This is a genomic window from Arthrobacter sp. NPDC058288, assembly GCF_042880995.1.
Taxonomy (GTDB): domain Bacteria; phylum Actinomycetota; class Actinomycetes; order Actinomycetales; family Micrococcaceae; genus Arthrobacter.
This window is the reverse complement of sequence record NZ_JBHVYH010000001.1, coordinates 1,605,419-1,631,369: the sequence shown is the minus strand read 5'-3', so window position 1 is coordinate 1,631,369 and position 25,951 is coordinate 1,605,419. Positions and strand designations below refer to the sequence as shown.

The window sequence follows — 25,951 nt, the reverse complement described above, 5'->3', positions numbered from 1 at the left end:
GGCTCAACCTTCCTGTATTCCGGCGGCCCGGGCGCATGCCCGCCGCAGGACTCTGCGGGTGAGCTCGTCGGCCAGATGCCGTTTGTAGTCGATCTGTCCGCGCTGGTCTGCGACAGGATCACACGCAATGGACGCCAGCCGGCCGGCCTCGACGAACAGCTCCTCGCGGGGTTGCTGTCCAAGGAGCACGGCCGCGGCTTCCTCGACGGTTCCGTCGAGGCCCAGCGCCGTGAGACCTATGGCCGCGGCATCGACGCTACCGTCGTCCGCCAGCGAGACGGCCGCCCCGGCTGCGGCGACGGCCCAGTCGCCAACCCGGCGTTCCACTTTTTCGTAGGCGCTTCCCGAGTTCGGACGAACGGGGAACCGGACTTCGCACAGCAACTCGTCAGGGGCCACGGCTGTCTCATAGGGGCCGCGGTGGAACTCGTTCATATCGACCAGGCGTTCGCCGCCGGGACCGCGGACCACAGCCACAGCACGCAGGACGTCGCAGACTGTGGAAAGGTCTTCGGCCGGGTCGGCTTGGCACAGGGAACCGCCAATGGTCCCGCGGTTGCGCACCACAGGATCCGCGATGACCGCTTCGGCGTCCGAAATGATCGGGAAGAGGCGGGCCACTTCGGCTGATTCCAGGAGGGCCGTATGGCGCGTCAGCGCGCCCACCCGCAGGTGATCCCCGTCGAGAAGGATGAAGTCGAGTTCGAACAGGTCGTTGATGTCAATCAGCCATTCGGGACGGGCCAGGCGGAGCTTCATCATGGGCAGAAGGCTGTGCCCGCCGGCTATCACCCGGGACTCGGGGCCGTGGCGTGCAAGAAGTTCAAGGGCATCATTCACTGTGCTGGCCCGAACGTAGTCAAAAGGAGCCGGAATCTGCATTGTCCCTACCTCACTCCATGGCGCCGCACACTGTAAGACGCCGATTTGAGGTCAGTCTTGCCCTGGCCCGAGTGGAGTGTCAATATCGTCATAAGCGAAGGGTTATGAAGCCGTGTCGATGACTTTGAGCCAGCTGCGGGCCTTTGCGCTCGTGGCCAGACTGGGGTCTCTTCACGCTGCCGCGGCGGCCCTGGGCGTCAGCGAGCCGGCAGTCTCCTCTGCCCTGGCTGCGCTTCGGCGGGACCTCGACGACCCCCTTTTCGTCCGGGCTGGCGGAGGCATTGCCCTGACGCCGGGCGGCCGGGCGCTCGCGGACTATGCCCAGGAAATCGTTGGCCTGGCTGACCACGCGCGGTGGGAAGTGTCCCACGCAACCACAGACGCGGGATTGCTGAGAATCGTCGCAACAGCTCCGTTCGCTGAACATGCGGCCGGGCGGTTGCTTGACCTCTTTACCAAACGGGTGCCGGGAGCCTCCGTTGATGTCGTCGTGGAGTCCGCAGCCGACATAGCTTCGCTGCTCCTTGACCGCGCCTACGACATAGCTCTCGGGGCCAGGGCTGCCCAGCCGGGCGGTGCAGGGGGTGACGTCGGACTGGAGATGGTCCCTTTCCTGCGGTATCAGCGCGTCTTCGTGGTGGCGGGATCGCATCCCCTCGCCGGGCTGCACGGGCCGGTACCACTGGCACGGTTGCTGGACCGACCATGGTTCGCCGGTCCCTCCGGCATCCAGGCGGAGACGGATGAAGGGCGGTGGCTGTCTTCGATGGGCGTAGCGCCCGAGGTGATCCGATTAAGCAGCGAAACCGACGCCCTCGCCGCGGTCAGGGCAGGAGAGGGCCTGACACTCGCCCTGGGGCACATCGTGAGGGCGGAACTCCAAACCGGAGTCCTGGTGCGCGTACCCGTTGTCGGAACTCCAGTTTCCGGTTTGTGGTGGGCAAGCACGCTGGACCATGGCCGGACAACTTCCAAGGCCAGGGCGCTGCAGCGGTTCGTCACCACATCGGATGCAACAGCCGCGATGGTTGCTCCGGGCGGCTCCCGGGGGCTTGAACGACGGGGATCCAAAGTTCACGTTGCGCTCTGGAGCTAAGACCGAAGGCTACCGCCAACCCCCTATGCAGTCCGGCATGACTGGGGCAACATATGAAGTGTTCCAAGCCCGGGCGGCCACCGGATCCACGGGTGGTCCGGGTATCGACCGGTACGAGAGGACACATCTGAACATGACCACGAGACTGAATCCCTACCTTGGCTTCCGGGACAACGCGCGGGAGGCCATGACCTTTTACCAGTCCGTATTTGGAGGCGAACTGGCAATGAGCACCTTCGGCGAGTTCCATGCCAGCGAAGACGCATCCGAGCAGGACAAGATCATGCACGGCATGCTCACCAGCGAATCCGGCATGGTGCTCATGGGCGCCGATACACCCAACGGCATGAGCTTCACCCCCGGCGACAACTTCTCCGTTTCCCTCAGTGGCGATGACGACGCCGAACTGCGCGGGTACTGGGAGAAGCTGTCCGACGGCGGCACCGTGACGGTGCCGCTCGAACAGGCACCGTGGGGCGACACCTTCGGCATGTGCACTGACAGGTTCGGGGTCGCCTGGCTGGTGAACATTGCCGGTCCCCAGCAGTAAGGGGACCGGCAACTGAATCGTTCAACGCCTACTTCCGGGCCACGAAGTAGGCGTTGAACGGATCCTCCTCGAGTTCCTTCACCTCAACGCTGCCGAAGCCCGCTGGGCCTGGTCGTGGATGGCATCGAAAACAGTGATGAGATCGAATCCCTCCGCGCCGTCCAGGACAGCTGCGTCGAGGAGTTGGAACCGGACGTTCCGCAGTCCCAGCCGCAGCCCGTCCACGCAACCGGCCAGCGGGAGGATGGCGGACACCAGGGACGTCTCATGGACCGAAGCGCTGTCAGCGGCCTGGATCTCGACGTAATCCGGCTAGTCCTCGTACCCCAGGCCGCCGCCTGTCCGGAATTTCTGCGCGATTTTGCCAGCCACCCCACCCATCAGGGCCGCGTGTCAGGGCCGCGTGCCAGTCCCTGCGGGCGTACGCCGCGCGGGCGCTGGTGATCAAATCCTGTTCAGCCATACGACGTCTCCAAGGGGTGGTTCCAGCGTACTGCCGGGTCCGGTTCCCGAAAAGGCGGGAGCGCTTGCGCAGCCGTGACTTTCGGCCCTAGGTGGGCTGCCGGAAGAAGCGGAAGCTGGGACGTACACCGCGCTGCGCATTCCGGCGCGGTGCAGCCCGTGCGCTTGCTGCGGCCGTGGAACTGCGGCTGCCCAGAGGTAACGGCTGCCGGAGGTCAATGGGGACGCTGCGCGACGGGAGCAGGGAGCAGGGAGCATCATGAAACACCGACACCCGCAACTCCGGTTCCTCGGAGCCACGGACAGCGTGACCGGTTCCCGGTACCTGGTTGAGGCGGGCGGGCAACGCATCCTCGTGGACTGCGGGCTGTTCCAGGGCTACAAGGTGCTCCGCGACCGCAACCGCATCCCGTTCCACGTCCGGCCGGCATCGATTGACGCCGTCCTGCTGACCCATGCCCATCTTGATCACACCGGCTACGTGCCCGCCCTGGTCCGGGACGGCTTCAGCGGACCGGTGTACGCCACCGAGGGCACCACCGAATTGTGCACCCTGCTCCTTCCCGACAGCGGGCACCTGCAGGAAGAGGAAGCCAAGTACGCCTACGAGCACGGCTCGTCCAGGCATAGCCCGCCGGTTCCGCTCTACACGGCAGCGGATGCGGTCCGGTCGCTCGACAGTTTCCGGGAGCAGGGTTTCGACACCCCGCTGGAGCTGGGCGGGGGGATTTCCGCGACGTTCCTGCCCGCAGGGCACATTCTCGGAGCAGCCCAGATCAGGGTCGACGTGGGCCAGCACTCCGTCCATTTCACCGGTGACCTGGGACGCAACGATGATCCGTTGATGTTCCCGCCCCGGGGGCTTGGCGCCGCTGACATACTCGTCACCGAATCCACCTACGGAAACCGCGAACACTCGAGCCTGGATCCGGAACTGCAGCTGGGGGAGATTATCACCCGTGTGGCGAAGAAGAACGGGGTGATCATGATTGCCGCGTTCGCCGTCGGACGGGCGGAGACACTCATGCTGCATCTGTCCCGGCTTCGGGCCAAAAACGCGATTCCGGACATTCCCGTATACCTGAACAGCCCCATGGCCATCGACGCCTCCGGCATGTACCAGCGGCACCCCAATGAACACCGCCTCAAGCAGCGGGAGTACGAGGACATGTACAAAGTGGCCAAGATGACCCGGACCGTGGACGATTCGAAACTGCTCAACCTCCGCGGTGGCCCAATGGTAATCATTTCTGCCAGCGGGATGCTCACCGGAGGCAGGATCCTGCACCACATCGCCGAGTACGGTCCCGATCCGAAGAACGCCATTATCCTCAGCGGATACCAGGCCGGCGGAACCCGCGGCGCCGCGCTCGCCGCGGGCCAACGGCAACTCCGGATCTACGGGGAGGACTTCCGCATCCGCGCCGAAGTGATCCAGATGGAAAGTTTGTCCGCGCATGCGGACTCAAACGGGTTGATCGAGTGGATGAGGGCCGCCGAACGGGAACCCCGAATGACCTACATCACCCATGGTGAACCGGAAGCGTCCGATGCGCTCCGGATCCGCATCAAGCGCGAACTCGGCTGGCGGGTGCGCGTTCCGGAATACCTTGAAGGCATCTCGCTCGAGGATCCGACATGACCAACGGAAACCGTGCCGTCCTGAGCATGCTGGACGAGATCCGCAGCCTGGCCCGGCCCCTCAGCGGAATACGGGACCTTGACCGCCTGGTCCACAAGGCCGGTGCCGGACGCTTCGTGGCCATCGGCGAAGCATCCCACGGCACCCATGAGTACTACACCATGCGTGCCCGGCTGACCATGCGGCTGATCGAAGAGCAGGGTTACAGCTGGATAGGAGTGGAGGGCGACTGGCCGGACTGCTGGCGGATCAACCGCTGGGTCCGCGGACAAAGCGGGCAGGATGCGGGCGTGCACACCATGCTCGCCGGGTTCGGCCGTTGGCCCACCTGGATGTGGGCAAACGAGGAAGTGGCGGGCTTCCTTGACTGGCTTCGCGGCTGGAACCTGGAGCGTCCGATGGAGGAGCGGGTGGGATTCTACGGCCTGGACGTCTATTCGCTGTGGGATTCCCTGCGGGAAATCATCGGCTGGCTTGAGGACAACGAACCCGACGCCGTTCCCGCTGCCATGCGGGCGTGGCAGTGTTTCCTTCCGCATCATGAAGATCCGCACGAGTACGCCTGGCGCACCCGGCTGGTTCCGGAATCGTGCGAGGCCGATGTGGTTGCGCTCCTCACCGAGGTGCGAAACCGGGCACTTGCGCTGCGGGACCACGAACCGCTCGCCGAAAGCGATGAGGCCTTCGACGCGGTCCAGAACGCCGTGGTTGCCGCCAACGCCGAGCATTACTACCGCATCATGGTGCAGGGGAACCGTGAGTCCTGGAACGTCCGGGACCGCCACATGGCGGACACCGTGGACCGGCTGAGCGCGCATCTGGGCCCAGCCTCCAAAGGGATCATCTGGGAGCACAACACCCATGTGGGAGATGCCCGTGCCACGGACATGGCCAGGGACGGGCTGGTGAACGTCGGCCAGCTGCTCCGCGAGCGCCACGGTTCCGAAGGTGTGACCCTGGTGGGTTTCGGATCGTACCGGGGGACAGTGATGGCTGCGGACGCCTGGGGCTCCCCTGAACGGGTGCTCACTGTGCCGGAAGCCCGGACCGGCAGCCACGAGGACCTGCTGCACAGGGCCCTGGGCGCACCGGCGTTGTTGGAGTTCGGCAGGGACAGATCCGGTCCGTGGCTGTCAGCCTGGCTGGGTCACCGGGCCATCGGGGTTGTCTACCGCCCGGCCAGGGAATCCGGAAACTACGTTCCCACCCGGATGGGAGGGCGTTACGACGCCCTCATCTGGATGGAACAGACCTCGGCGCTTCGTCCGCTCCATCACGAGGCTCCGCCCAGTGAGCCGGAATTCGAAACGGAGCCCACCGGCTTCTGATCTGCCCCCGGAAAGCGAAGCAGCCGTTTCATCACCAGGCCGGTCACCAGCGCCATGCCGGCGGCCATCAGGATGGCGGCGGCAACGCCGATGGCGATCACCGTCGTCGGCGGCTGTCCCGGTTGCCACAGCGGCGGTGCGACGGCGAAGAAGAGTCCCAGCCCCACGCACCATGCCAGCGCGTTCCCGGCAACCCACCATCCGCTGTTCGCGAGGTGCCGGCGGAGTTCCGACCATTGCGCCAGCCCGATCGAACACAGCAGCAGCAGCGCTCCGGGCACGGCGGCAGCGGCCTGCAAGGCCGGTGGCCAAAGCTGCCACTGATCGGCGAAAGTACTGGGGCTGAGCCCGAGGAGCCAGGCGAGCGCCGCGCCGGCGGCAGTGCCTGTGGTCCACCGGGTCGCGCTCAGGCGGGGCAGCCGGCTTCGGAGCACGTGCGCCTGGGCGAGCCCCAGGACTGTGCCCTCGGCGACGCCGGCCACTACCAGCCAGGCCATCCCGCCGGCGGTGTCCGGCATGATCACGAAGACCGCGACGACGGCGGGAGCCAGAAAGCCTGCACTCTCACCAAGGGTGACCCACAGGAACCAGCGCATGAGGAAATGTTCGGGCCGCCCGGGTGCGGCGGTGCCCGTCAGGTTCTCCTTCATTGGGCCGACGCTACGCGCGGCGACGGGGCTGGTTGAGGGGCTTAAGGCCCTAACCCCTGCGTCCGCCGCCGGAGCACACTGAAGGTGTCAGCGGCCTCCGGCGCGCTGATCCGAAAACGCGATGGAGAAGAGCAGGATTCAGAATGAGCAAACCAATCGTCGTCGGCATCAACGGCTCCACCGGAAGCGAGGCCGCAATGTCGTGGTCGCTCCACCGGGCAGCCAGGCTCAAGCTTCCGGTGATCGCCGTCCATGCGGTGGATGACCGGTGGATGTCGCCGGACTTCCAGTACCACGAACTGATCAGGGAATCAGGCATGGAACTGCTGAGGCAGGTGCAGGAAGATGCCGCCAAGAAGGAACCCGACGTGGCCGTCGACGTGCAGTTGCGTCACGGCAGCGCCGGCGCCGCGCTACGGGAAATGTCCAAAGACGCCGCCATGGTGGTCATCGGATCACACCACCGTCATTGGGCCGACGGAGGACCCATGACGGACCGGGCCCTTCAGGTCGTTACTGCGTCGGACAGCCCGGTGGCGGTTATTCCGCAGGATCAGGGGCCGGAAGGCCGCGGCGTTGTGGTGGGCGTGGACGGTTCGGAGGAGTCATTGCAGGCTGTTGCATTCGCCGCGGCGGAAGCAGACCGCGAGGGGGACGAGCTGACGGCCGTGCTGGCTTTCCGGCGCCCGGCGCGTTGGGTTCAGAGCGGGATGCCTGCCAGCGGGCTGGCGGAAGTCATTGAGGAAGAGGACAAGATAGTGCTCGCGGAATCGGTGGCCGGGCTGCGGGACAAGTACCCCGATCTGGTGGTTAACCAGGTGCTGGACAAGGACACCGATCCGGCCAAGGCCCTGGTCGAGGCCGCCGCGAACGCGCGCCTCCTGGTCATCGGCAGCCGCGGACGCGGGGGATTCAGCCGCCTCGTCCTTGGCTCCACGGCCCACGCGGTTCTGTTGCGTGTTCCGTGCCCCACGGTGGTCACGCGGGTCCACAAGGTCAAGCACGAGGAATAGCGGGCACTGTCAGTGCATGGCTATGGCCCCCTTCGAGGAGGGGGCCATAGCTATGTGCGGGAGTCGCCGTCACGCTTCACGCCGCTCCGGACACCAGGTCCTGGGGTGCTAGATCCACTTCGGTGCTGCGGGCACCTCGGGCAGGTCAGCGTCCGACGCCGATGCGGCGGCGTCCGCTGCCGGGGTGCCAGTTGCTGCGGTGCCTCTTGCCGTCACGGCGTGGGTGCCGCGGCCGGTGGCCCATTGGGTGATGGCGGGGAGCGGGCCGGTGATCAGTGTTGGGTTCTCGGCGCTGGTGTCGCCGAACGTCAGGTCTGTGCCAGTGACCCTGATGAGTAGTCCGGTGTCGGTGCCGCGGGTGTGCCAGGCTCCGGTGATGTCCTTCAGGAGCCGGGTGAGGACGGGGGCGGGGATGTCGGTGAAGGTGGCGCCGTTGTCCAGGTCCACGGCGTGGACCCAGACTTCACGGGTGCGCATCCAGACGGTTTCCTCGGCCGGGACGATCCGGCCTTGGGCCGTTTTGACTTTGTGGTGCCAGGCTTCGGCCGGGAGGTCCCGCCATTCGACGTTCAGGTGCACCGCGGAGTGGTCGAAGAGGTGCCGCAGCGCGATCGGCGGGAGGGTGGCTCCGAAATTGATTTCGTGCTCGCGCACCGACGTGGAGGCGTACATGGGTGTTTCCACGCCGGTGGCGGCCCACTCGATGAGCCGCGCGATGGCCCGGGCGTTGTAGCCGATGTGGGCCGTGACGTGCCGCCGGGTCCAGCCCGGCAGCAGCGAGTCCCCGTCGAGGTCCGCGTCGGTGAGCTCGTTGAGCTTGCGGGCGAAGAACGCCGTGCCCCGCCGTGCCTGCAGCAAACCCTCGAGCAGGACCGGGTCCGTGGTCTGGTCGTGGCGGGCGACCATCAGGCTTCCTTGACCACGCGGTTGCTCAGCCGGCCCAGGCCCTCGATGGTGGTGACCAGGACCTGGCCCTCCTGCAGGTAGCGCTTGGGATCCTGGGCGTGGCCCACCCCTCCCGGGGTGCCGGTCGCGATCACGTCACCGGGGTTCAGTGTGATGATCGTGGAGATGTAGGAGACCAGGAATTCCGGGGTGAACACCAGGTCCCCGGTCGGGGTGGACTGCTGGACCTCGCCGTCCACGGCCGAGGTCATCAGGGGACCGGCGGTGAACTCATCCTGCGTGACCAGGGCCGGGCCGAACGGGGTGGAGTTCTCCCAGGTCTTGCCCTGGAGCCACTGGATGGTGCGGAACTGGTAGTCGCGCATGGACACATCGTTCAGCACCGAGTACCCGGCGATGTAGTCGGGGGCGTCGGCCTCGCTGATCCGGCGGCCCTTCTTACCGATCACCACGGCGAGTTCGGCTTCCCAGTCCACGGTGTCCGATTCCTGCGGCAGGGCCAGGTCATCGTTCGGGCCGATCAGGGATTCCTGGTACTTCGCGAACAGGGTGGGGTACTCCGGGATCTCCCGGCCCATTTCCTTGATGTGGTTCCGGTAGTTGTGGCCCACGCAGATGATCTTCCCCGGGAACGGGACCACCGGGGCAAGGTCCGCGCCCTCAAGCGGGTGCGTCGCCCCGGCGGCGGCCTTCGCCTTCTCTTCCCAGGCGGAATCCTTCAGGAGCGCCCCGACGTCGGAGAACCCGTCGATTTCGGTCAGGGTGGTCCCGTCCTGGCGGACAGCCTGGGTCGTGCCGTTGCTGGTGCGGAGGGTGAGGAGTCTCATGACTTGGTGCGTCCTTCGATGTAGGTGCGGTTGAAGTTCAGTCGTTCGAAAATGGGGGCGTCGCTGAACCGGAAGAGGTCAAAGGTTGCGTTCGAGCCGGCGCCGGCCTGCAGGGACCACTCGGCCCAGGACGGGACAACGAACAGGTCACCCTTCTCCAGGGTCCTGACCTCGCCGTTCAGGGTCGCGGTGCCGGTGCCTTCGAAGACCTGCCAGACACTGGAGCCGACCTCCCGGACCGCTTCAGTGGTCGCGCCGGCGCGGAGGCGGTGGAATTCGGCCCGGATGGTGGGCATCACGTCCCCGCCCGTGGTCGGGTTGGTGTACCGGACGGCCGCGTGGCCCTGGGACACGGTGGCCGGGTGGCCCTCGTCCTCCAGCAGCAGCTGCTCGCGCAGGGCGGCGTCGGTGTATTCCCACCGGTACGCCGCGATGGGGGAGCTGGTGGTGTCATCCAGGCCCGAGAGCGGACGCAGGCCCGGGTGGGCCCAGAGCCGCTCGGAGCGGGAGATGTCCGGGGTGGCCTCGTCCGTGACCCGCTCGGTGCCGAACTCGAAGAACCCGGCGTCCGCGTAATGCACGAACGGGATATCCAGGCCGTCGATCCAGGCCATCGGCTCATTAGTGTCGTTATGGTGGCCATGGAAGTTCCAACCCGGAGTCAGCAGGAAATCACCGCGGGACATCCGCACCGGATCCCCGTTCACCACCGTCCACACACCCTCGCCCTCAACGACGAAGCGGAACGCGTTCTGCGAGTGCCGGTGCTCCGGAGCGGTCTCACGCGCACCAAGGTACTGGATCGCAGCCCACAACGTCGGAGTCGCGTACGGGGTACCGGCCAGGCCGGGGTTCGCCAGCGCAATGGCACGGCGTTCCCCGCCACGGCCCACCGGCACCAGGTCACCGGCACGGGCCGCCAGCGGATACAAGTCACTCCACCGCCACACATGGGCCACCGCCTTCGGGGACGGGACCATCGGCATCAAATCCGCGATCTCAGTCCACAAAGGAATCAGGTTCTCCCGGTCAAAATCCCGGTACAGCTCTTTCAGCTGGGCAGCTTCTTCGGGCGTCGGCTCCGGAGCAGTGTGCCCCGCGGCCACTGATTCATGGGTCGTGTTCTCGGCGCTGATGGACACGTGGGCCTCCTCGGTAGGTCAGAACAGTTTCTTGGCGTAGTTCGACTCTACGGATGCCGCCATGTGACCCCCAACATATTCTGCAGGACAGAATTGCTTGGCTGGTGCGACGGCGGGAGCTGCGGGCGCGTTGCCCGGTGTTCAGTCCGGCTCGGCCGGATTTGCTGCGATGTCGATTTCCAGCTGCCGGCAGGTTTCCCGCAAGGCGGGGACCAGCCCGGCGTCGAACACCCTGCGGAAGCGCGTCGCGGGGGTGGCCACGCTGAGCGCACCCACCACCTTCCCGTGCCTGTTGTGGAGGGCGATCCCGAGGGCGCTCACACCTTCCTCGGTGCCTTCGAAGTTGGCGGCGAAGCCGTTGTTGCGGATCGACTCCAGCTCGCGCAGGAACGCCGGGTACTCCGCGGCCGCGATGGTGTCCCCGCCGATCTCTGCGTTGTTGCTGCGGAAGAGCTGGTCGATCATGGGAACGTCCAGTTCGGCGAGCATGGCCTTGCCCCCGGAGGTCCTGTTGGCGGGCATCACCGTTCCCTGCCGGTCACCCACCCGCAACACGTTGTTCCCTTCCACGGTCGCCAGGAAGCGGACTTTGGTACCAACCCGCACCATGAGGTTCACAGTCTCGTTCAGCTGCGCCGAGAGCAATTCCATGTGCGGCTGGGCGAGAGAGCGGAGCAGCCTCGTCCAGCTCAGCCCTGCCGGGCCCACACCCATAGCCGGGCCGGGCACGTAGCGCCGGGTTTCATCCTGGACGGCGAAACCCCGGTAAACCAGCATTGCCAGGAGGCGGTGGGCAGTGGACGGGGCCACGCCCAGCTCCTCGGCAGCGTCCTTGAGGCGCAGCGCTCCACCGTCACGGAGCAGCTGCAAAAGCTGCAGCGCATTGTCGACGGCCTCGATGGAATAGGTAGGACGCTTCTGCACGGGTTTCCGGGCTGATCTGGATGCCGGTTGGGGGGTTAGCTGTTTCTGCACATCAGAATTCTATTGTGGTTCACCTTCCCCGGCCATGACAGTAGTGGCATGAATCACACAACTTCCGCTGCAGCGCCGCAACGGTCTTCTCCCGGGGATACCGTCCCCACTTCCGCTGATGGGCCTGCATCACGGTTTTCCAAAGCGTCGGCCGCGGCCGTCCTCGTCTGCTGGCTGTTGGTGGTATTCGATGGCTACGACCTCATCGTCTACGGCACTGTCCAGTCTTCCCTGATTACCGAGACCGGGTGGGGCCTGAACAAGGCCACCGCCGGGACCATCGGGTCGATGGCCTTCCTCGGCATGATGATCGGAGCGATCTTCGCGGGCCGGATGGCCGACTCGTGGGGTCGCCGCCGCACCATCCTGGGTTGCGCCGTCGTGTTCTCGATCTTCACCGCCCTCTGTGCCGTCGCTCCCAACGCCGCCGTCTTCGGCGGTCTGCGGCTCCTCGCCGGCATCGGCCTCGGCGGCTTGGTTCCCTCGGCGAACGCCCTGGTTGCCGAACTTGTCCCCACCAAGTGGCGGTCCACCATCGCCACCCTGATGATGTCCGGTGTTCCGATCGGCGGATCCATTGCCGCCCTGGTCGGCATCCAGCTGATCCCCGTCTTCGGCTGGCAGGCCATGTTCCTTGTGGCCGTGCTTGCCCTGGTGATCGTTGTGCCGCTCGGACTGAAGTACCTCCCGGAGACGCTGCCCCCGGTCCGTGTGGCCGAGAAGGCCGGCGGCAGGGGCAGCACGGTCAAGGAACCGTCCGGCTTCTCCTCCCTGCTCCGCGCCCCGTACCTGGGCGTCAGCATGCTGTTCGCCCTGGCGACGATCGCCACCCTGTTCGCCTGGTACGGGCTGGGAACCTGGCTGCCCAACCTGATGCAGCTGGCGGGCTACAACCTCGGTTCCGCCCTGACCTTCGCCCTGGCCCTCAACCTGGGTGCGGTGGCCGGTTCGGTCATCACGGCCTGGGCCGGAACCCGCTTCGGCCCTGTGCCGACGGCGATTGCCGCGGCCGCCGTCGCCGCCGTCGCGCTGGTGGTGCTCATCACGGGGCCGTCCGTCACTGTCGTGTACCTCATGCTGGTCCTTGCCGGCGTCGGCACCCACGGCACGCAGTGCCTCATTATTGCCGCCGTCGCGAGCCACTATCCCGGGCACCTGCGGGGGACCGCGCTGGGCTGGGCGCTGGGGACGGGCCGCATCGGCGCCGTCGTCGCGCCCCAAGTGGGCGGACTCCTGCTGGCTGCCGGACTGGGCGTCAATTCCAATTTCCTCGCCTTCGCCGGTGCAGCCGCCATCGCTGCGGTCCTGCTGGCCGCCGTCGGCCTCAAACTCAAGTCGAAACTCTCAATCTCACCCTCACCAACAGGAGCTAGCAATGTCTGAGCACGCCACGTCCACCGATGTCCTTGTCATCGGAGGGGGAATGGCCGGACTGGCCGGAGCCCTCGCGCTGCGCGAGAACGGCGCCAATGTCACCCTCGTGGAGCGCGCTCCGGAATTCGGCGAGGTCGGTGCGGGGCTGCAGATGGCCCCCAACGCCTCCCGCGTCCTGAAGCGCTGGGGCCTGCTGGAGAAGGCCCTCGAAATCGGGGTCCAGCCCAAGCACCTGGTCTTCCGCGACGCCGTCACCGGCGAGGAGCTCACCCGCCAGACCCTCGGCGCGGAATTCGAGGAGCGCTACGGCGCGCCCTACGTCGTGATCCACCGCAGCGACCTGCACCGGGTCCTCCTCGAAGGCTGTGAGGCCGCCGGCGTCAAGCTCGTCAACGACGTCAAGGTCGAAAGCGTCGAAACCGTGAACGGCCGCGGTGTCGCACACACCGCCGCCGGCGTTGACTACGAGGCCGACGTCGTGATCGGCGCAGACGGCCTCCGATCCACGCTCCGCCCGCTCGTTGCCGACGATGAGCCCGTGTCCTCGGCCTACGTTGCATACCGCGGCACCGTTCCCATCACTGAGAACACGCCGAAGGCGGACCTCGAGGACGTCATCGTCTACCTCGGGCCGGACTGCCACCTTGTGCAGTACCCGCTGCGCAAGGGCGAACTGCTCAACACCGTGGCAGTCTTCAAGTCGCCGTCCTTCGAACGCGGCGTCGAACAGTACGGTGGAGTGGACGAGCTCGAGGCAGCCTACAAGGACTGCGTCCCGACCGTTCAGGAAGCGCTGAAGAACCTGGCCACCGGCATCCGCTGGCCCATGTACGACCGCGACCCGATCGAAAACTGGGTTGCCGGCCGGATGGTGCTGATGGGCGACGCCGCGCACCCGATGCTCCAGTACCTCGCGCAGGGCGCCTGCCAGGCCCTCGAGGACGCCGCCGCGCTGCAGGACACGAGCATAGGCACCGTCTTCACCGCCGAAGGCGTCAACCCGGACGCCTGGGAAGGCGCCATCAAGGAGTTCAACAGCATCAGGGCCGGTCGCACCGCCCGGGTCCAGCGCACCGCCCGTGTCTGGGGCGAGTCCTGGCATGTCTCCGGGCTGGCCAGGACCTTGCGCAACCTGCTCTTCAAGAGCCGGAAGGACAACGACTTCCAGTACAACGACTGGCTGTACGGCCAGAACGGCGACGGAATTCCCGCCGCCGTCCGTCAGGAGGCCGCGGTGAAAGTCCCGGCCTGATCTTCCTCCCCAGGCAGAGCGCTGCACCCTGAAAGTGCCGGACACGTCAACGTGTCCGGCACTTTTGCGTTCATCCCGCCTATGTTGCCGGCCCCGCTGCCCGTCGGTAACGTTTTGGGTGGAGCTCCTGGAGGAAAGGATGCCGCCGTGAGGAATGTCTCCCTGTATCTGGACGTTGACGGCGTGATCTGTCCGTTCGGGGCGGCGGGCATCACGGACTGGGGGAGCCCGTGGCGGACTTCCGACGCCGGCCTTCTCGAAGTGAAGTACGCCGGTGAGCTTGTGGATTCCCTCAACACGCTGTCCATAACACCCGGCCTTCGCTGTGTCTGGCTCACCAGTTGGGAGGAGATGGCGCCGGAATACCTGTGCCCGGCGATCGGCCTGGCAGGCCGGACATGGCCTGTCCTTGCCAGTGATGGACAGGCCGGCGGAGAAGGCTGGTGGAAACTGCAGGCGCTGCAGCGGGACATCGAGGCGTCTGCTCCGGACCGGGCCGTGTGGATCGACGACCAACTCAATTTCGAAGCCGAGGCCCGCGCGTGGGCGTCCGTCCTCGGCACGAGACTGCTGCTGATTTCGCCGCATCCCAGGCGGGGATTGTCCCGCGCTGAACTGGACGCCGTGCGCGCTTTCGTTTGAGCCCGCGGTGTTTTGTCCTCAGGGCGTTGACGCGTACGATCGTTAGGGTTTCAAGCCCCTTCCGAACAACACCGCATTAAATGCCGGCAAATCCCGTGTGGACTTTGCGTGCGGCCGGGGCAATGGGGAAGTGGAACTGCTGACCGTCGACTCTGCAGATTGGGCAACAGGTGGAAATCACCTTCATGGTGGCGCTGGTTATAGCGCTGGCACTTTTTTTCGACTTCACCAACGGATTTCATGACACCGCCAATGCAATGGCCACGCCCATTGCCACCGGTGCCATCAAACCCAAGACGGCAGTTGCGCTGGCAGCGGTCCTGAACCTGGTGGGAGCATTCCTCTCCACGGAAGTGGCCAAGACCGTTTCCGGCGGCATCATCAAGGAAGGCGCAGACGGTATCCAGATCACCCCGGACATCATCTTTGCCGGCCTGATGGGCGCCATCCTCTGGAACATGATCACCTGGCTGAAGGGTCTGCCGTCGAGTTCGTCGCACGCCCTTTTCGGCGGCCTGATCGGCGCCGCGATCGCCGGCATCGGCATCCATTCGGTGAATTTCGAATCCCTTCTGCAAAAGGTCATCCTGCCGGCCATCTTTGCCCCGGTCATCGCCGGTGGAGTGGCCTACGTGTGTACCCGACTGGCCTACGCGCTGACGTCCCGTCACGATCCGGAAACCGGCAGCAAGCTCACGCAGAAACGAGGCGGATTCCGCACCGGCCAGATCTTCACGTCCAGCCTGGTGGCCCTGGCGCACGGGACCAACGACGCCCAGAAGACCATGGGCATCATCACCCTGGTGCTGATCTCCGCCGGAACGCAGGCGCCCGGCTCCGGCCCGCAGTTCTGGGTGATTGCGGCCTGTGCCTTCGCCATTGCCATCGGCACGTATGCCGGCGGCTGGCGGATCATCCGCACCATGGGCTCGGGCCTCACCGACGTTAAGCCCGCCCAGGGCTTCGCGGCGGAAGCCAGCACGGCCTCCGCCATCCTCGCTTCTTCCCATCTTGGCTTCGCCCTGTCCACCACGCAGGTGGCCTCCGGATCCGTGATCGGCTCCGGGCTGGGCCGCAAGGGCACTTCGGTGCGCTGGGGCACGGCCGGGCGCATCGCCGTCGGCTGGCTTTTCACCCTCCCCGCCGCCGGGATCGTCGGTGCGCTCACCGCACTGCTGGTCATGACCGGACCGGTGGGTGTCATCATTGCAGCCGTTGCCGGAACCGGCGCAGTGCTGTTCATGTTCGTCCAGTCCCGCAAGTCCCATGTGGGCCACCACAATGCCGTGGAGGTCGAGGAAGCAGGGCAGGCCGTCCGCTTCCGCAAAAAGAAGGCAATGGCCGCCAGCCGCGCCAACAAGCTGAAGGGTGGCAACTAAATGAAATGGTTGGAACTGGTGCAAGTGGCCGGTGCCACGCTCCTTGCCGCCGTGACCGTAGTGGTCCTTTACTCCATCGGCGTCCGCTTTACCGCCATCGCCGGTGATCCCGAGCAGGCCACGCCGCGGTGGATGAAATCGCTCGCCTACGCCTGCTTCGGGCTGTGCGGGCTCGCGGTGCTGTTCGGCCTCTACCTGATCATTCCGTACTTCAGCAAGTAGCTTCAGGCAGTTACCCGTGGAGCGCACGGGACTGCTCTGGCGGATATGACCCAACGGGGGAATAGTTAACACTGTTTCAGCGTGTTTGGTCCGGCTCCGCGGCCGGCCGATGCCGGGAGTGACTCCCGATGGGTTTATCCAGGCCGGTTCCCCACCAGGGAACCGCAAGCAGGTGGGTCTGTCATGCACAGTCAAACCGGGGCAGCAGCCCGGCTAGCAGCCGGACTCCCAGGAATCGCCGCGGCTTTGTGCCTGCTGGTCCTCACGGGCGGATGCGCCGCTCCGCCATTCCCGGCACCCCAAGCCCAGCTAAGTTCGACGACGGCGGGGTCACCCGCCCCAGGTTCCGCATCTCCGTCTTCCTCTTCGAATCAGCCGCCCACGGCCGCACCGTTGCCCGGTCCGGTTGACGGACCGCCCGTTGCCGGCGCCCCTGTGATCCGGTGGATCCCCATTGGTCCGGCCGCACCCACCGATCCGCCCGAAGGGACGCTTTACGAGCTCCTGCGCAGCCGGGACTGTGCCGGCCTCCGCGAATCAACGCTGAACACGGCGTTTCCTGCTGTCTGGAAGGCCGCGGAGGCCACCTGCCAGGCGTTGGCCACGGACCTGCCTGCGGACTGGCAGCAGGCACAATCCTCGCTGTCCGCGGTTCCCGGCCTGCCGCCCGAACGGTGCTGGGAAATCAAGGTCACGGAATCGCTGCATCAGGCAGTGGATCTGCGGACCGCCAACCCGGGGGTCCCACTCGTGGTGAACGCAGCCGGGGCAGGCGACGACTGCCCCCGCCAACTGACAGGTCTGACGGTCCTTGACGGCTCCTCAGCCGAAACGGCCGCGCCGTCCGTTCCCTCCGGGGGCGGAACGCGGGTGAGGCTTCAAGGGTTCTTCGTGAACGTGGACAAAGTCCTGGTGGACGGTAATCCGGTTGACGTGGAAGGCCCGCAGTTCGGCCCCTTCGAGTTTTACGCCCCGCCGGCCGCGCCCGGCGCCGCGTCCGCCACCGTAACCGTGGCGGCAACGCCTCCGGTGTCAGGTGAAGTCCTGCTCCGCTACGCCGGCCCGATGCCGTCCGGCCCCACACCTACCACGCCGCCCACGTCACCCCCGGACACTTCCCCGCCGCCTCCCGTGGCGTCCGCAGGACCGGCGTCATGAGCGGCGACCCGGAGGCGGATCCCCGCTGGAAACGCGCTGTGGACATGCTGGCGGTCATTGGTCCGCCCTTGACTATCGCGACAGCCTTGCTGGTGTACTTCGGCTGGGCACGCACGGATGCCCAGGCGAAGGCCATGGGGCTGGATGTCAGCCTGTTCGGCTTTACCGTTCAGGACTTTGTCCTCAGGAGCATCCCCTCCTTGTTCATCCCGCTGGTCTGGCTGCTGATTGTGGCTGCCGTATGGCTTTCCGTGGACAGGTTCCTGGCCGGGCGCCTCAACGCCGGCCGGGGTGCAGGCATCCGGCGCCTCGCGGCAGTGATCCTGTTTGCAGGATTGGCCTGCGCAGCCGCCATGTGGCTCGTGGTGATCCTCCAGCCCGCACGCACCGTGCTGTTCGTGCCATACATCATGGCCGGCGGCGTACTCCTGGCGGCCTGGGGACTGAGTCTGTGGCGGCGGTCCGCGGAAGCACCGGCCCGCAGCCTTGCCACACTGTCCCGCGGGTCCGAAAAGACGCTCATCTTCTGCCTGGTGACGCTGCTCCTGTTCTGGGGAACGTCCGACTACGCCCAGGCGCTGGGCCGGGGACTGGCGCTGAGCTATGAGCAGCGGTCCGCGCTCCTGCCCACCGCTGTTGTGTACAGCAAGGACCGGCTGGGCATCAGCGCGCCCAACGTCACCGAACGATCCAGCGGCACGGCTGAACATCCGGTGTACCAGTACAGCGGCCTGCGACTGCTCGTGGTCAGCGGCGGCCGCATCTTCCTGCTCAACGAGGGCTGGACGCTTCGGAGCGGCAAGGTGGTGGTGCTCCGCGATGATCCGGGCATGCGCGTGGAGTATGGGAACCCCGAGTCCAAATGACTAGGCTGGGGCCATGTCCAGACTTCAATATTTCGTGGCCTCTTCGCTCGACGGATTCATCGCCACATCCGATGACAACCTGGCATGGCTCCTCCAGTTCGACGGGTTCGAAGGCGGACGGGAGAGCTACGAAGCCTTCATGTCCGAGGTCGGCTGCATCGTGATGGGCGGGGATACCTACGCCTGGCTGATGGAACACGAGCCGGACAACTGGCCCTACCCCGACACCCCGTGCTGGGTCTTTACCCACCACGAACACTCCGCGCCGCGGGGAGCCGACGTCACGTTCGTCCGCGGCGACGTCCGCGAGTTCATGGACGACTTCAGGGCAGAAGCAGGCGGCAAGAATGTCTGGCTGGTTGGCGGGGGAGAGCTCGCCGCCCAATTCGCCGACGCCGGGCTGCTTGACGAAATCATCGTGTCCATCATCCCGGTGGTGCTCGGTGCCGGAAAGCCAGTGCTGCCCGTCAGGACCGGGCCAACCCGGCCGCTGGAGCTGGAAGCATCCCGAACCATGGGCCGGGGAATCGTCGAGCTGCGGTACCGGCTGGGCTGAACGGGTTCGGCCGATGGCTGACCGGTCAGTCAGCGATGTCCCGGATCAGGTTGGTGATGCGGGCGGTGGACAGCCGGCGGCCCTTCTCATCAGTCATCACGATCTCGTGCGTGGTCAGCGTGCGTCCCAGATGGATCGCGATGCATGTTCCTGTCACAGTTCCGGAGGCGATGGCGCGGTGATGGGTTGCCCCCACCTCGATACCCAGCGCCTGCCGTCCCGGGCCCGCGTGCATTCCCGCGGCAAAGGAGCCGAGGGTCTCGGCCAGCACCACGTGGGCCCCGCCGTGCAGGATCCCGGCCACTTGCGTGTTGCCTTCCACAGGCATGGTGGCCACGGTGCGTTCCGGACTCATTTCGAGGAAGTGGATTCCCATCTTCACCACCAGGGCGCCAACGCCGTACTCGCCGAGCCACTCATGCATTTCTTCCGGGATTCCGGCCGCCGCCAGTTCGTCAGCGAACGGCCCGGGCGTGAAATTGTCCATCATGGGAACTAGGCTGGCACCTGTGAGTGAAACTACCAAACCGGCCCTTGCCCCATCTGCAGCAGACATCCCCCCGGCAACTGACTCCGTGTCAGCGACTGCGTCCAAGTCCGCCCGGAAAACCACACGCACTGCGGAGCCGGTTTCCGCCACCGTGGCCCCCGTGATCCCCATCACCGACCAGCCCCGCCTCTTGGTGCTGGACGGGCACTCGATGGCCTTCCGGGCGTTCTTCGCGCTTCCCGCGGACAAATTCTCAACCGCAGCGGGGCAGCACACCAACGCGATCCACGGTTTCACGTCGATGCTTATCAACCTGATCAAGGAACAGAAACCCACCCACATCGCTGTGGCGTTCGACGTCTCGGACGAGACCACCCACCGTAAGGCCGAGTACAGCGAGTACAAGGGCGGCCGAAACGAAACTCCCCGTGAGATGAGCGGCCAGATCGACCTCATTGACAAGGTCATGGGCGCGTGGGGCATCAAGACCATCAAGATGCCCGGCTACGAAGCAGATGACGTCCTGGCCACGCTCGCCGCCATGGGGGAAAAGGCGGGCTACGAAGTACTGCTGGTGACGGGCGACCGCGACGCGTTCCAGCTGATTACGGACAACGTCTTTGTGCTCTACCCCAGGAAGGGCGTCAGCGACATTCCCCGGCTGGATGCCCCCGCCATCCAGGAAAAGTACTTTGTCAGCCCCGCCCAGTACTCGGATTTGGCTGCCCTGGTGGGCGAGTCGGCGGACAACCTCCCGGGCGTCCCCGGCGTTGGTCCCAAGACGGCCGCCAAGTGGATCAACCTCTACGGCGGTCTGGAAGGCGTGCTGGAACACCTGGACATGATCGGCGGCAAGGTAGGCGACTCCCTCCGCGAGAACGTGGACGCCGTGAAGCGGAACCGCCGATTGAACAGGCTCCACACGGACCTGGAGCTTCCAGTGACCTTGGACGACCTCGCGGACCCCCGGCCGGATCAGGCTGCGCTGGAACAGCTGTTCGACGACCTCGAGTTCAAGACCATCCGCACGCGGCTCTTTGCCCTCTACGGTGCCGAAGACGTGGACCTCGCCGAGCGGGAGAGCCTCGACATCCCGGACTACGCCACCCCCGCCGGAGCGGACGAGCTGAGCGCATTCCTTGCCGCGGGCGCCGGACAGCGGTCCGCCGTCGCCGTCGACCTGGTTCCCGGACGCATCGGCGAGGACGCCGCCGCACTGGCGATAGTCCGGGATGGGGCCGCGGTGTACATCGACCTTTCCGGTCAGGACGCTGAGTCCGAAAACGTCCTGGCAGCGTGGCTGCGGGACCCGGAAGCGCCCAAGGTACTGCATGGTTTCAAGGCGGCGCTGAAGGCCCTGACTGCCCGCGGACTGGAATTGGAAGGCGTCGTCGACGACACGTCGATTTCCGGTTACCTCATCCAGCCGGACCGCCGCACCTACGAGCTCGCCGAGCTGGCGCAGCACCACCTCAACGTCGAAATCTCCACCGCCGTGGCGAAGGCCGGACAGCTGGAACTATCGTTTGACGGCGACGACTCCGCCGCCGCCGGTGAACTCGTCCATGCTGCCGCCGTCGTCCACGCCCTCAGCCGCTACTTCGAAGCGGAACTGAAGGAGCGCAAGGCCGAAGAGCTGCTGTCCACGCTGGAACTTCCGGTGAGCCGGGTCCTGGCCGATATGGAACTCGCCGGAATCGCCATCGACATGCAGCGGATGGATGAGCAGCTGGCTGACCTTGCCAAGGTGATCGACAACGCCCAGGAACTTGCCTTCGCCGCCATCGGCCATGAGGTCAACCTCGGATCACCGAAACAGCTGCAGACCGTGCTCTTCGACGAACTCCAGCTGCCCAAGACGAAGAAGATCAAGTCCGGCTACACCACCGACGCCGCTTCGCTCAAGAACCTGCTGGAAAAGACCGGGCACGAATTCCTGGTCCAGCTGATGGCCCACCGGGAATCCTCGAAACTCCGCCAGATGCTGGAGTCGCTGAAGAAATCCGTCACCGAGGACGGGCGCATCCACACCACCTACGCGCAGAACGTCGCGGCCACCGGTCGTATCTCGTCCAACAACCCCAACCTGCAGAACATCCCCATCCGGAGTGAAGAGGGCCGGCGGGTCCGTGGCATCTTCGTGGTCAGCGACGGGTATGAATGCCTCCTTTCCGCTGACTATTCGCAAATTGAGATGCGGATCATGGCCCACCTCTCGGGGGACGCCGGCCTGATCCAGGCCTACCGGGACGGCGAAGACCTTCACCGGTTCGTGGGATCGAACATCTTCCATGTGCCCACCGACCAGGTCACCAGCGCCATGCGTTCCAAGGTCAAGGCGATGTCCTACGGCCTGGCCTACGGCCTGACCTCGTTCGGACTCTCCAAGCAGCTGGAGATTTCCGTTGACGAGGCACGGACGCTGATGAAGGAATACTTCGACCGCTTCGGAGCCGTACGCGACTACCTCCGCGGCGTGGTGGACCAGGCCCGGATCGACGGCTACACGGCCACCATCGAGGGCCGCCGCCGGTACCTGCCGGACCTCACCAGCACGGACCGCCAGTTGCGCGAGAACGCGGAACGCATTGCGCTCAACTCACCCATCCAGGGTTCGGCGGCGGACATCATCAAGCGGGCAATGCTGGGCGTGCATGCTGAATTGAAGGCCCAGGGCCTCAAGTCACGGATGCTGTTGCAGGTCCATGACGAACTGGTGCTTGAAGTCGCCGCCGGTGAACGGGAAGCGGTGGAAAAGCTTGTGACGGAGCAGATGGGCTCCGCCGCGGACCTCAGCGTGCCGCTGGAAGTCCAGATCGGCGTCGGGCCAAGCTGGTACGACGCCGGCCACTAAGAGTTGCAAGGGCACGCAGGACGCCACGAACGGGCGTCCTGCGTGTGTCATTCATTCGGTTCAAGGGGGAGCAGTACGTGGCAGACAAGTATGAGGTCCGGAGGTTCAGGGCGGCAGAAAAGGGTGCGCCCGGATACGAACAGGGAACCGACTGGATCCAGGCCGTGGGCTTCGGCTTCCACGACACCCGCAGGAACGATGAATTCGTGGACAAGATCATGTCCATGTACCGAGCGGACGGGCGCGAGCTGACCGGCGTCTACCAGACGGGGGAGGTCCCACCGCACGCCTTGGGGGCCGGCATCCCGGTGGCAACCTTCGGCACACTCCGCAGGGACCTCAATGTCGGCTACGGGCGCCAGCTGCTGACGCATATGGTGACGGCTGTGACTGTGCGAGGGACGCACCGCCGCCAGGGCCTGCTGCGGCGCATGATGACGGAAGACCTTACCGCGGCGAAGGGCGACGGCCTGGCCATGGCGGCCCTGACCGCGTCGGAGGGTTCCATCTACGGCAGGTTTGGCTACGGCGTTGCAACCTTTGAACGGAGTATCAAGGTGGATACCGGACCGCGGTTCGGGCTCCGTCACCAGCCCTCCGGCACGGTGGAAATCGCTGACCGTAAGGTGCTGCTCGAGCTGGCCCCTGAAGTGTTTGAGCGGGTGCACCGGCACACCCCGGGTTCCATCGTCCGGCAGGACGCCTACCGGCAGAATGTGTCCGGGACCGTGGGCCGTGACGGCACCGAAGACGAAGCCATCAAGTGCGCGCTGCACTATGACGCCGCGGGAGCAGTGGACGGCTACGTCTCCTACAAGTTCGCCGGCTGGGACACCAAGCCCTACACGGTGGAAGTGGTGGACCTCGTGGCAGGAACGGATGCCGCGTACCTGGAACTCTGGCAGTTCCTGGGCAGCATCGACCTGATCCAGCGGGTCAGCTGGGCGGACGCGCCGGTGGACGATCCGCTGGTGTGGGCCCTTTCGGACCCGCGTTGTGTTGAGGCCTCCGACCACCGGGACATGCTCTGGCTGCGGATACTGGACAGCGATAAGGCGCTGGGTGCCCGGCGCTACTCCGCGGACGGAAGGCTGGTCCTCGTTATTGAGGATGCCCTGGGATTCGCCGGGGGCACGTTCATCCTGGACGTCAGCGGCGGCGAGGCCAGCGTTGCGGCGGCGCCGGCAGAGGCGCGGCCGGACCTCTCCATGGACGTGGCCGACCTCGCCTCCATCTACCTCGGAGCCGTGTGTCCGGTGACCTTGAAGGCAGCAGGGCGGATCAGGGAACACACGCCCGGCGCTGCCCTCCGGGCGCGGCTGATGTTCGCCGTCGAACGGGCGCCGCACTGCCTGACCCATTTCTAAGCCGATTCCGGCCGGCCGCCCCGCGGCACGAGCCACGTCACAGCGGCCGGCTGCCATGCCGGCCGCTTTGACCGGTGTTGGCCGCGGCGACTAGAATAAACGGGCGTGTACTACGTGCACGCGTCTAGAATCCACAAAATCAGGATGAACCTGGCAGACCCCTGTGGTCAGCCATCACCCGCGCCCCCGTCCATACGGGTGTGCGGCGGTCCGCCTGACCGACTAACTATCCACAACGGAGCCCCTACTACATGACCATCACCTCCACCGAGAAGCCCGGTACCCCCGTAGTCGCTATTAACGACATCGGTACCGCTGAGGACTTCCTCGCAGCAGTCGACGCCACCATCAAGTACTTCAACGACGGAGACCTCGTCGAAGGTACCGTCGTCAAGGTCGACCGCGACGAAGTTCTGCTCGACATCGGTTACAAGACCGAAGGTGTCATCCCCTCCCGCGAGCTGTCCATCAAGCACGACGTTGATCCCGGAGACGTCGTCTCCGTTGGCGATCAGGTCGAAGCCCTGGTGCTCACCAAGGAAGACAAAGAAGGCCGCCTGATCCTCTCCAAGAAGCGTGCTCAGTACGAGCGCGCCTGGGGCGACATCGAGAAGGTCAAGGAAGAAGACGGTGTCGTCACCGGTACCGTCATCGAGGTTGTCAAGGGTGGTCTTATCCTCGACATCGGTCTGCGCGGCTTCCTGCCCGCATCCCTCGTCGAGATGCGCCGTGTGCGCGACCTTGCTCCGTACATCGGTCAGCAGATCGAAGCCAAGATCATCGAGCTGGACAAGAACCGCAACAACGTTGTGCTGTCCCGCCGTGCATGGCTCGAGCAGACCCAGTCCGAGGTCCGCTCCACGTTCCTCAACAAGCTGGAAAAGGGCCAGGTTCGTCCGGGCGTCGTTTCCTCCATCGTCAACTTCGGTGCCTTCGTGGACCTGGGCGGCGTAGACGGCCTGGTTCACGTTTCCGAGCTGTCCTGGAAGCACATCGACCACCCGTCCGAGGTTGTCGAAGTTGGCCAGGAAGTCACCGTCGAGGTTCTCGAGGTGGACCTGGACCGCGAGCGCGTTTCCCTGTCGCTCAAGGCTACGCAGGAAGATCCGTGGCAGACCTTCGCCCGCACCCACGCCCTCGGCCAGGTTGTTCCGGGTAAGGTCACCAAGCTGGTTCCGTTCGGTGCGTTCGTTCGCGTCGAAGACGGCATCGAAGGACTCGTTCACATCTCCGAGCTGGCTGTCCGCCACGTGGAGCTGGCCGAGCAGGTTGTCTCCGTTGGTGACGAGCTGTTCGTCAAGGTCATCGACATCGACCTCGAGCGCCGCCGCATCTCCCTCTCCCTCAAGCAGGCTAACGAGGGCGTTGACGCCGACAGCACCGAATTCGATCCGGCTCTCTACGGCATGGCCGCTGAGTACGACGAAGAGGGCAACTACAAGTACCCGGAGGGCTTCGACCCGGAGTCCAACGAGTGGCTTGAAGGCTACGAGAACCAGCGCGCAGCCTGGGAGCAGCAGTACGCTGACGCCCAGACCCGCTGGGAAGCACACAAGAAGCAGGTTGCCCAGCACGCTGCCGACGACGCTGCAGCTGCAACGTCCGGTGACAGCGATTCCGGCACCACCAGCTACTCCTCCGAGCCGGCTGCAGCCGAGACCGGTGCAGGCACGCTTGCTTCGGACGAGGCTCTTGCTGCACTGCGCGAGAAGCTGACCGGCAACTAATTTCCCGGTTCTCCTCCGGACGTGATTCCGGAGGGCCCAGGCAGTTAGCACGCTGAAGGTGGCCGTCCCCGAAAGGGGGCGGCCACCTTTTCTTTAACGCAGCAACTTCTCTAAGACAGCAACGGTGCTTACCCCAGCAACCGGTCTGTCGCAGGGTCCGCGCTACCGTTGAAATATTGGTCAAGGACTTCCCGGAAAACCGGCTCCGCAGGATCTGCACGCATGAAGAGTGTCATGGAGGACTGCAGCTTCCGGGCGTCGATCCCACCGAACATCCGGTCCGCACTTACGCCGGTGTGGGCAACAACAGCCCGGGCGCACTCGAGAAGCCGCGTACCGAGTACGGGATGGCCCAAATAGGCCCGGGCCTCGGCCAGGGAGGTGATCGCGTACCTCCGGGACGTGGGGCTCTGTCCCAGGCCGGCGATCTGCGGGAAGACGAACCACATCCAGTGGCTCTGCTTGGACCCGCCGGCAAGCTCTGCAAGGGCTCTTTGGTAGGTTCCGTTGGCCTCCTGGGCCTGCACGAATCGATCAAGATTGAAACGGTCGTCCATGGGCTTGGCTCCTCACGTCCGTTGGGCATTCCGG

General features: G+C 65.6%; 26 protein-coding genes. 17 read left to right on the top strand and 9 right to left on the bottom strand.

Annotated elements, in window-relative coordinates; all coding sequences use genetic code 11:
- Positions 1–3: 3 nt before the first annotated feature.
- Positions 4–882: an FAD binding domain-containing protein gene (locus ACFVWT_RS07785; protein WP_390246687.1), complete on the bottom strand. Its 879-nt coding sequence runs from the start codon at positions 880–882 to the stop codon at positions 4–6.
- A gap of 118 nt (positions 883–1,000) precedes the next feature.
- Between ACFVWT_RS07785 and ACFVWT_RS07780 the strand changes: the two genes are divergently transcribed.
- The gene (locus tag ACFVWT_RS07780) at positions 1,001–1,978 is read left to right on the top strand and encodes a LysR family transcriptional regulator (protein WP_390246685.1); all 978 of its coding nucleotides are present in this window, start codon (positions 1,001–1,003) and stop codon (positions 1,976–1,978) included.
- Between the two features lie 133 nt (positions 1,979–2,111).
- Positions 2,112–2,528 carry a VOC family protein gene (locus ACFVWT_RS07775; protein ID WP_390247127.1) on the top strand — a complete coding sequence of 139 codons (417 nt, stop codon included), beginning with the start codon at positions 2,112–2,114 and terminating at the stop codon, positions 2,526–2,528.
- Between the two features lie 78 nt (positions 2,529–2,606).
- On the opposite strand, the gene ACFVWT_RS07770 is transcribed toward ACFVWT_RS07775, so the two are convergent.
- A complete protein-coding gene (locus ACFVWT_RS07770) occupies positions 2,607–2,783 on the bottom strand; it encodes a hypothetical protein (protein ID WP_390246683.1) in 177 nt (58 codons plus the stop codon).
- Positions 2,784–3,249: 466 nt separating this feature from the next.
- On the opposite strand from ACFVWT_RS07770, the gene ACFVWT_RS07765 reads away from it, so the two are divergent.
- Both ACFVWT_RS07765 and ACFVWT_RS07760 read left to right on the top strand, forming a co-directional pair.
- Positions 3,250–4,632, top strand: coding sequence for an MBL fold metallo-hydrolase RNA specificity domain-containing protein (locus ACFVWT_RS07765; protein WP_390246682.1), 1,383 nt, complete (start codon positions 3,250–3,252; stop codon positions 4,630–4,632).
- Complete coding sequence (locus ACFVWT_RS07760) at positions 4,629–5,960, top strand: erythromycin esterase family protein (RefSeq protein ID WP_390246680.1); 1,332 nt, start codon at positions 4,629–4,631, stop codon at positions 5,958–5,960. Before ACFVWT_RS07765 ends, ACFVWT_RS07760 begins: the two co-directional genes overlap by 4 nt.
- Here the strand turns inward: ACFVWT_RS07760 and ACFVWT_RS07755 are convergent.
- Positions 5,906–6,610, bottom strand: a complete 705-nt coding sequence (locus tag ACFVWT_RS07755) for a hypothetical protein (RefSeq protein ID WP_390246678.1) — start codon at positions 6,608–6,610, stop codon at positions 5,906–5,908. The two genes, ACFVWT_RS07760 and ACFVWT_RS07755, sit on opposite strands and share 55 nt — an antisense overlap.
- Before the next feature lie 143 nt (positions 6,611–6,753).
- On the opposite strand from ACFVWT_RS07755, the gene ACFVWT_RS07750 reads away from it, so the two are divergent.
- A complete protein-coding gene (locus ACFVWT_RS07750) occupies positions 6,754–7,623 on the top strand; it encodes a universal stress protein (RefSeq protein WP_209744909.1) in 870 nt (289 codons plus the stop codon).
- Between the two features lie 108 nt (positions 7,624–7,731).
- Here the strand turns inward: ACFVWT_RS07750 and ACFVWT_RS07745 are convergent, their stop codons facing one another.
- The 4 genes from ACFVWT_RS07745 to ACFVWT_RS07730 form a co-directional block, all read right to left on the bottom strand.
- On the bottom strand, positions 7,732–8,529 hold the full coding sequence (locus tag ACFVWT_RS07745) for a maleylpyruvate isomerase family mycothiol-dependent enzyme (RefSeq protein ID WP_390246676.1): 798 nt from the start codon (positions 8,527–8,529) through the stop codon (positions 7,732–7,734).
- A complete protein-coding gene (locus tag ACFVWT_RS07740; RefSeq protein WP_390246674.1) occupies positions 8,529–9,356 on the bottom strand; it encodes a fumarylacetoacetate hydrolase family protein in 828 nt (275 codons plus the stop codon). The genes ACFVWT_RS07745 and ACFVWT_RS07740 overlap by 1 nt, the downstream gene beginning before the upstream one ends.
- Positions 9,353–10,498: a cupin domain-containing protein gene (locus ACFVWT_RS07735; protein ID WP_390246672.1), complete on the bottom strand. Its 1,146-nt coding sequence runs from the start codon at positions 10,496–10,498 to the stop codon at positions 9,353–9,355. Before ACFVWT_RS07735 ends, ACFVWT_RS07740 begins: the two co-directional genes overlap by 4 nt.
- Positions 10,499–10,639: 141 nt before the next feature.
- Positions 10,640–11,422 (bottom strand): IclR family transcriptional regulator, encoded by a 783-nt coding sequence (locus ACFVWT_RS07730; protein ID WP_390246670.1) that lies wholly within the window; start codon positions 11,420–11,422, stop codon positions 10,640–10,642.
- 99 nt (positions 11,423–11,521) lie between these two features.
- On the opposite strand from ACFVWT_RS07730, the gene ACFVWT_RS07725 reads away from it, so the two are divergent.
- The 9 genes from ACFVWT_RS07725 (at position 11,522) to ACFVWT_RS07685 (ending at position 18,922) form a co-directional block, all read left to right on the top strand.
- Positions 11,522–12,856, top strand: coding sequence for an MFS transporter (locus ACFVWT_RS07725; protein WP_390246668.1), 1,335 nt, complete (start codon positions 11,522–11,524; stop codon positions 12,854–12,856).
- Positions 12,849–14,099 carry an FAD-dependent oxidoreductase gene (locus ACFVWT_RS07720; protein WP_390246666.1) on the top strand — a complete coding sequence of 417 codons (1,251 nt, stop codon included), beginning with the start codon at positions 12,849–12,851 and terminating at the stop codon, positions 14,097–14,099. Before ACFVWT_RS07725 ends, ACFVWT_RS07720 begins: the two co-directional genes overlap by 8 nt.
- A 147-nt stretch (positions 14,100–14,246) precedes the next feature.
- Entirely contained in the window at positions 14,247–14,741 is a 495-nt protein-coding gene (locus ACFVWT_RS07715) for an HAD domain-containing protein (protein WP_390246664.1), read from the top strand.
- 170 nt (positions 14,742–14,911) lie between these two features.
- Positions 14,912–16,120, top strand: coding sequence for an anion permease (locus ACFVWT_RS07710; RefSeq protein ID WP_390246662.1), 1,209 nt, complete (start codon positions 14,912–14,914; stop codon positions 16,118–16,120).
- A complete protein-coding gene (locus ACFVWT_RS07705) occupies positions 16,121–16,342 on the top strand; it encodes a hypothetical protein (RefSeq protein WP_011691904.1) in 222 nt (73 codons plus the stop codon).
- A gap of 248 nt (positions 16,343–16,590) precedes the next feature.
- Entirely contained in the window at positions 16,591–16,752 is a 162-nt protein-coding gene (locus ACFVWT_RS07700) for a hypothetical protein (protein ID WP_390246660.1), read from the top strand.
- Positions 16,753–16,777: 25 nt separating this feature from the next.
- Positions 16,778–17,500, top strand: coding sequence for a hypothetical protein (locus tag ACFVWT_RS07695; protein ID WP_390246658.1), 723 nt, complete (start codon positions 16,778–16,780; stop codon positions 17,498–17,500).
- Positions 17,497–18,366, top strand: a complete 870-nt coding sequence (locus ACFVWT_RS07690) for a hypothetical protein (protein ID WP_390246656.1) — start codon at positions 17,497–17,499, stop codon at positions 18,364–18,366. The genes ACFVWT_RS07695 and ACFVWT_RS07690 overlap by 4 nt, the downstream gene beginning before the upstream one ends.
- A 13-nt stretch (positions 18,367–18,379) precedes the next feature.
- Positions 18,380–18,922 (top strand): dihydrofolate reductase family protein, encoded by a 543-nt coding sequence (locus tag ACFVWT_RS07685; protein WP_390246654.1) that lies wholly within the window; start codon positions 18,380–18,382, stop codon positions 18,920–18,922.
- A 25-nt stretch (positions 18,923–18,947) separates the two neighbouring features.
- Here the strand turns inward: ACFVWT_RS07685 and ACFVWT_RS07680 are convergent, their stop codons facing one another.
- Positions 18,948–19,412: a hotdog fold thioesterase gene (locus ACFVWT_RS07680; protein ID WP_390246652.1), complete on the bottom strand. Its 465-nt coding sequence runs from the start codon at positions 19,410–19,412 to the stop codon at positions 18,948–18,950.
- Between the two features lie 211 nt (positions 19,413–19,623).
- Between ACFVWT_RS07680 and polA the strand changes: the two genes are divergently transcribed.
- The 3 genes from polA to rpsA all read left to right on the top strand — a co-directional run bounded on the left by polA (position 19,624) and on the right by rpsA (position 25,360).
- Positions 19,624–22,266 (top strand): DNA polymerase I, encoded by a 2,643-nt coding sequence (polA, locus tag ACFVWT_RS07675; protein WP_390247125.1) that lies wholly within the window; start codon positions 19,624–19,626, stop codon positions 22,264–22,266.
- Between the two features lie 77 nt (positions 22,267–22,343).
- Positions 22,344–23,633 (top strand): GNAT family N-acetyltransferase, encoded by a 1,290-nt coding sequence (locus ACFVWT_RS07670; protein WP_390246650.1) that lies wholly within the window; start codon positions 22,344–22,346, stop codon positions 23,631–23,633.
- A 251-nt stretch (positions 23,634–23,884) separates the two neighbouring features.
- Positions 23,885–25,360: a 30S ribosomal protein S1 gene (gene rpsA / locus ACFVWT_RS07665; RefSeq protein WP_011691911.1), complete on the top strand. Its 1,476-nt coding sequence runs from the start codon at positions 23,885–23,887 to the stop codon at positions 25,358–25,360.
- 128 nt (positions 25,361–25,488) lie between these two features.
- On the opposite strand, the gene ACFVWT_RS07660 is transcribed toward rpsA, so the two are convergent.
- Entirely contained in the window at positions 25,489–25,917 is a 429-nt protein-coding gene (locus ACFVWT_RS07660) for a DUF1810 domain-containing protein (RefSeq protein ID WP_390246648.1), read from the bottom strand.
- Between the last annotated feature and the right edge of the window lie 34 nt (positions 25,918–25,951).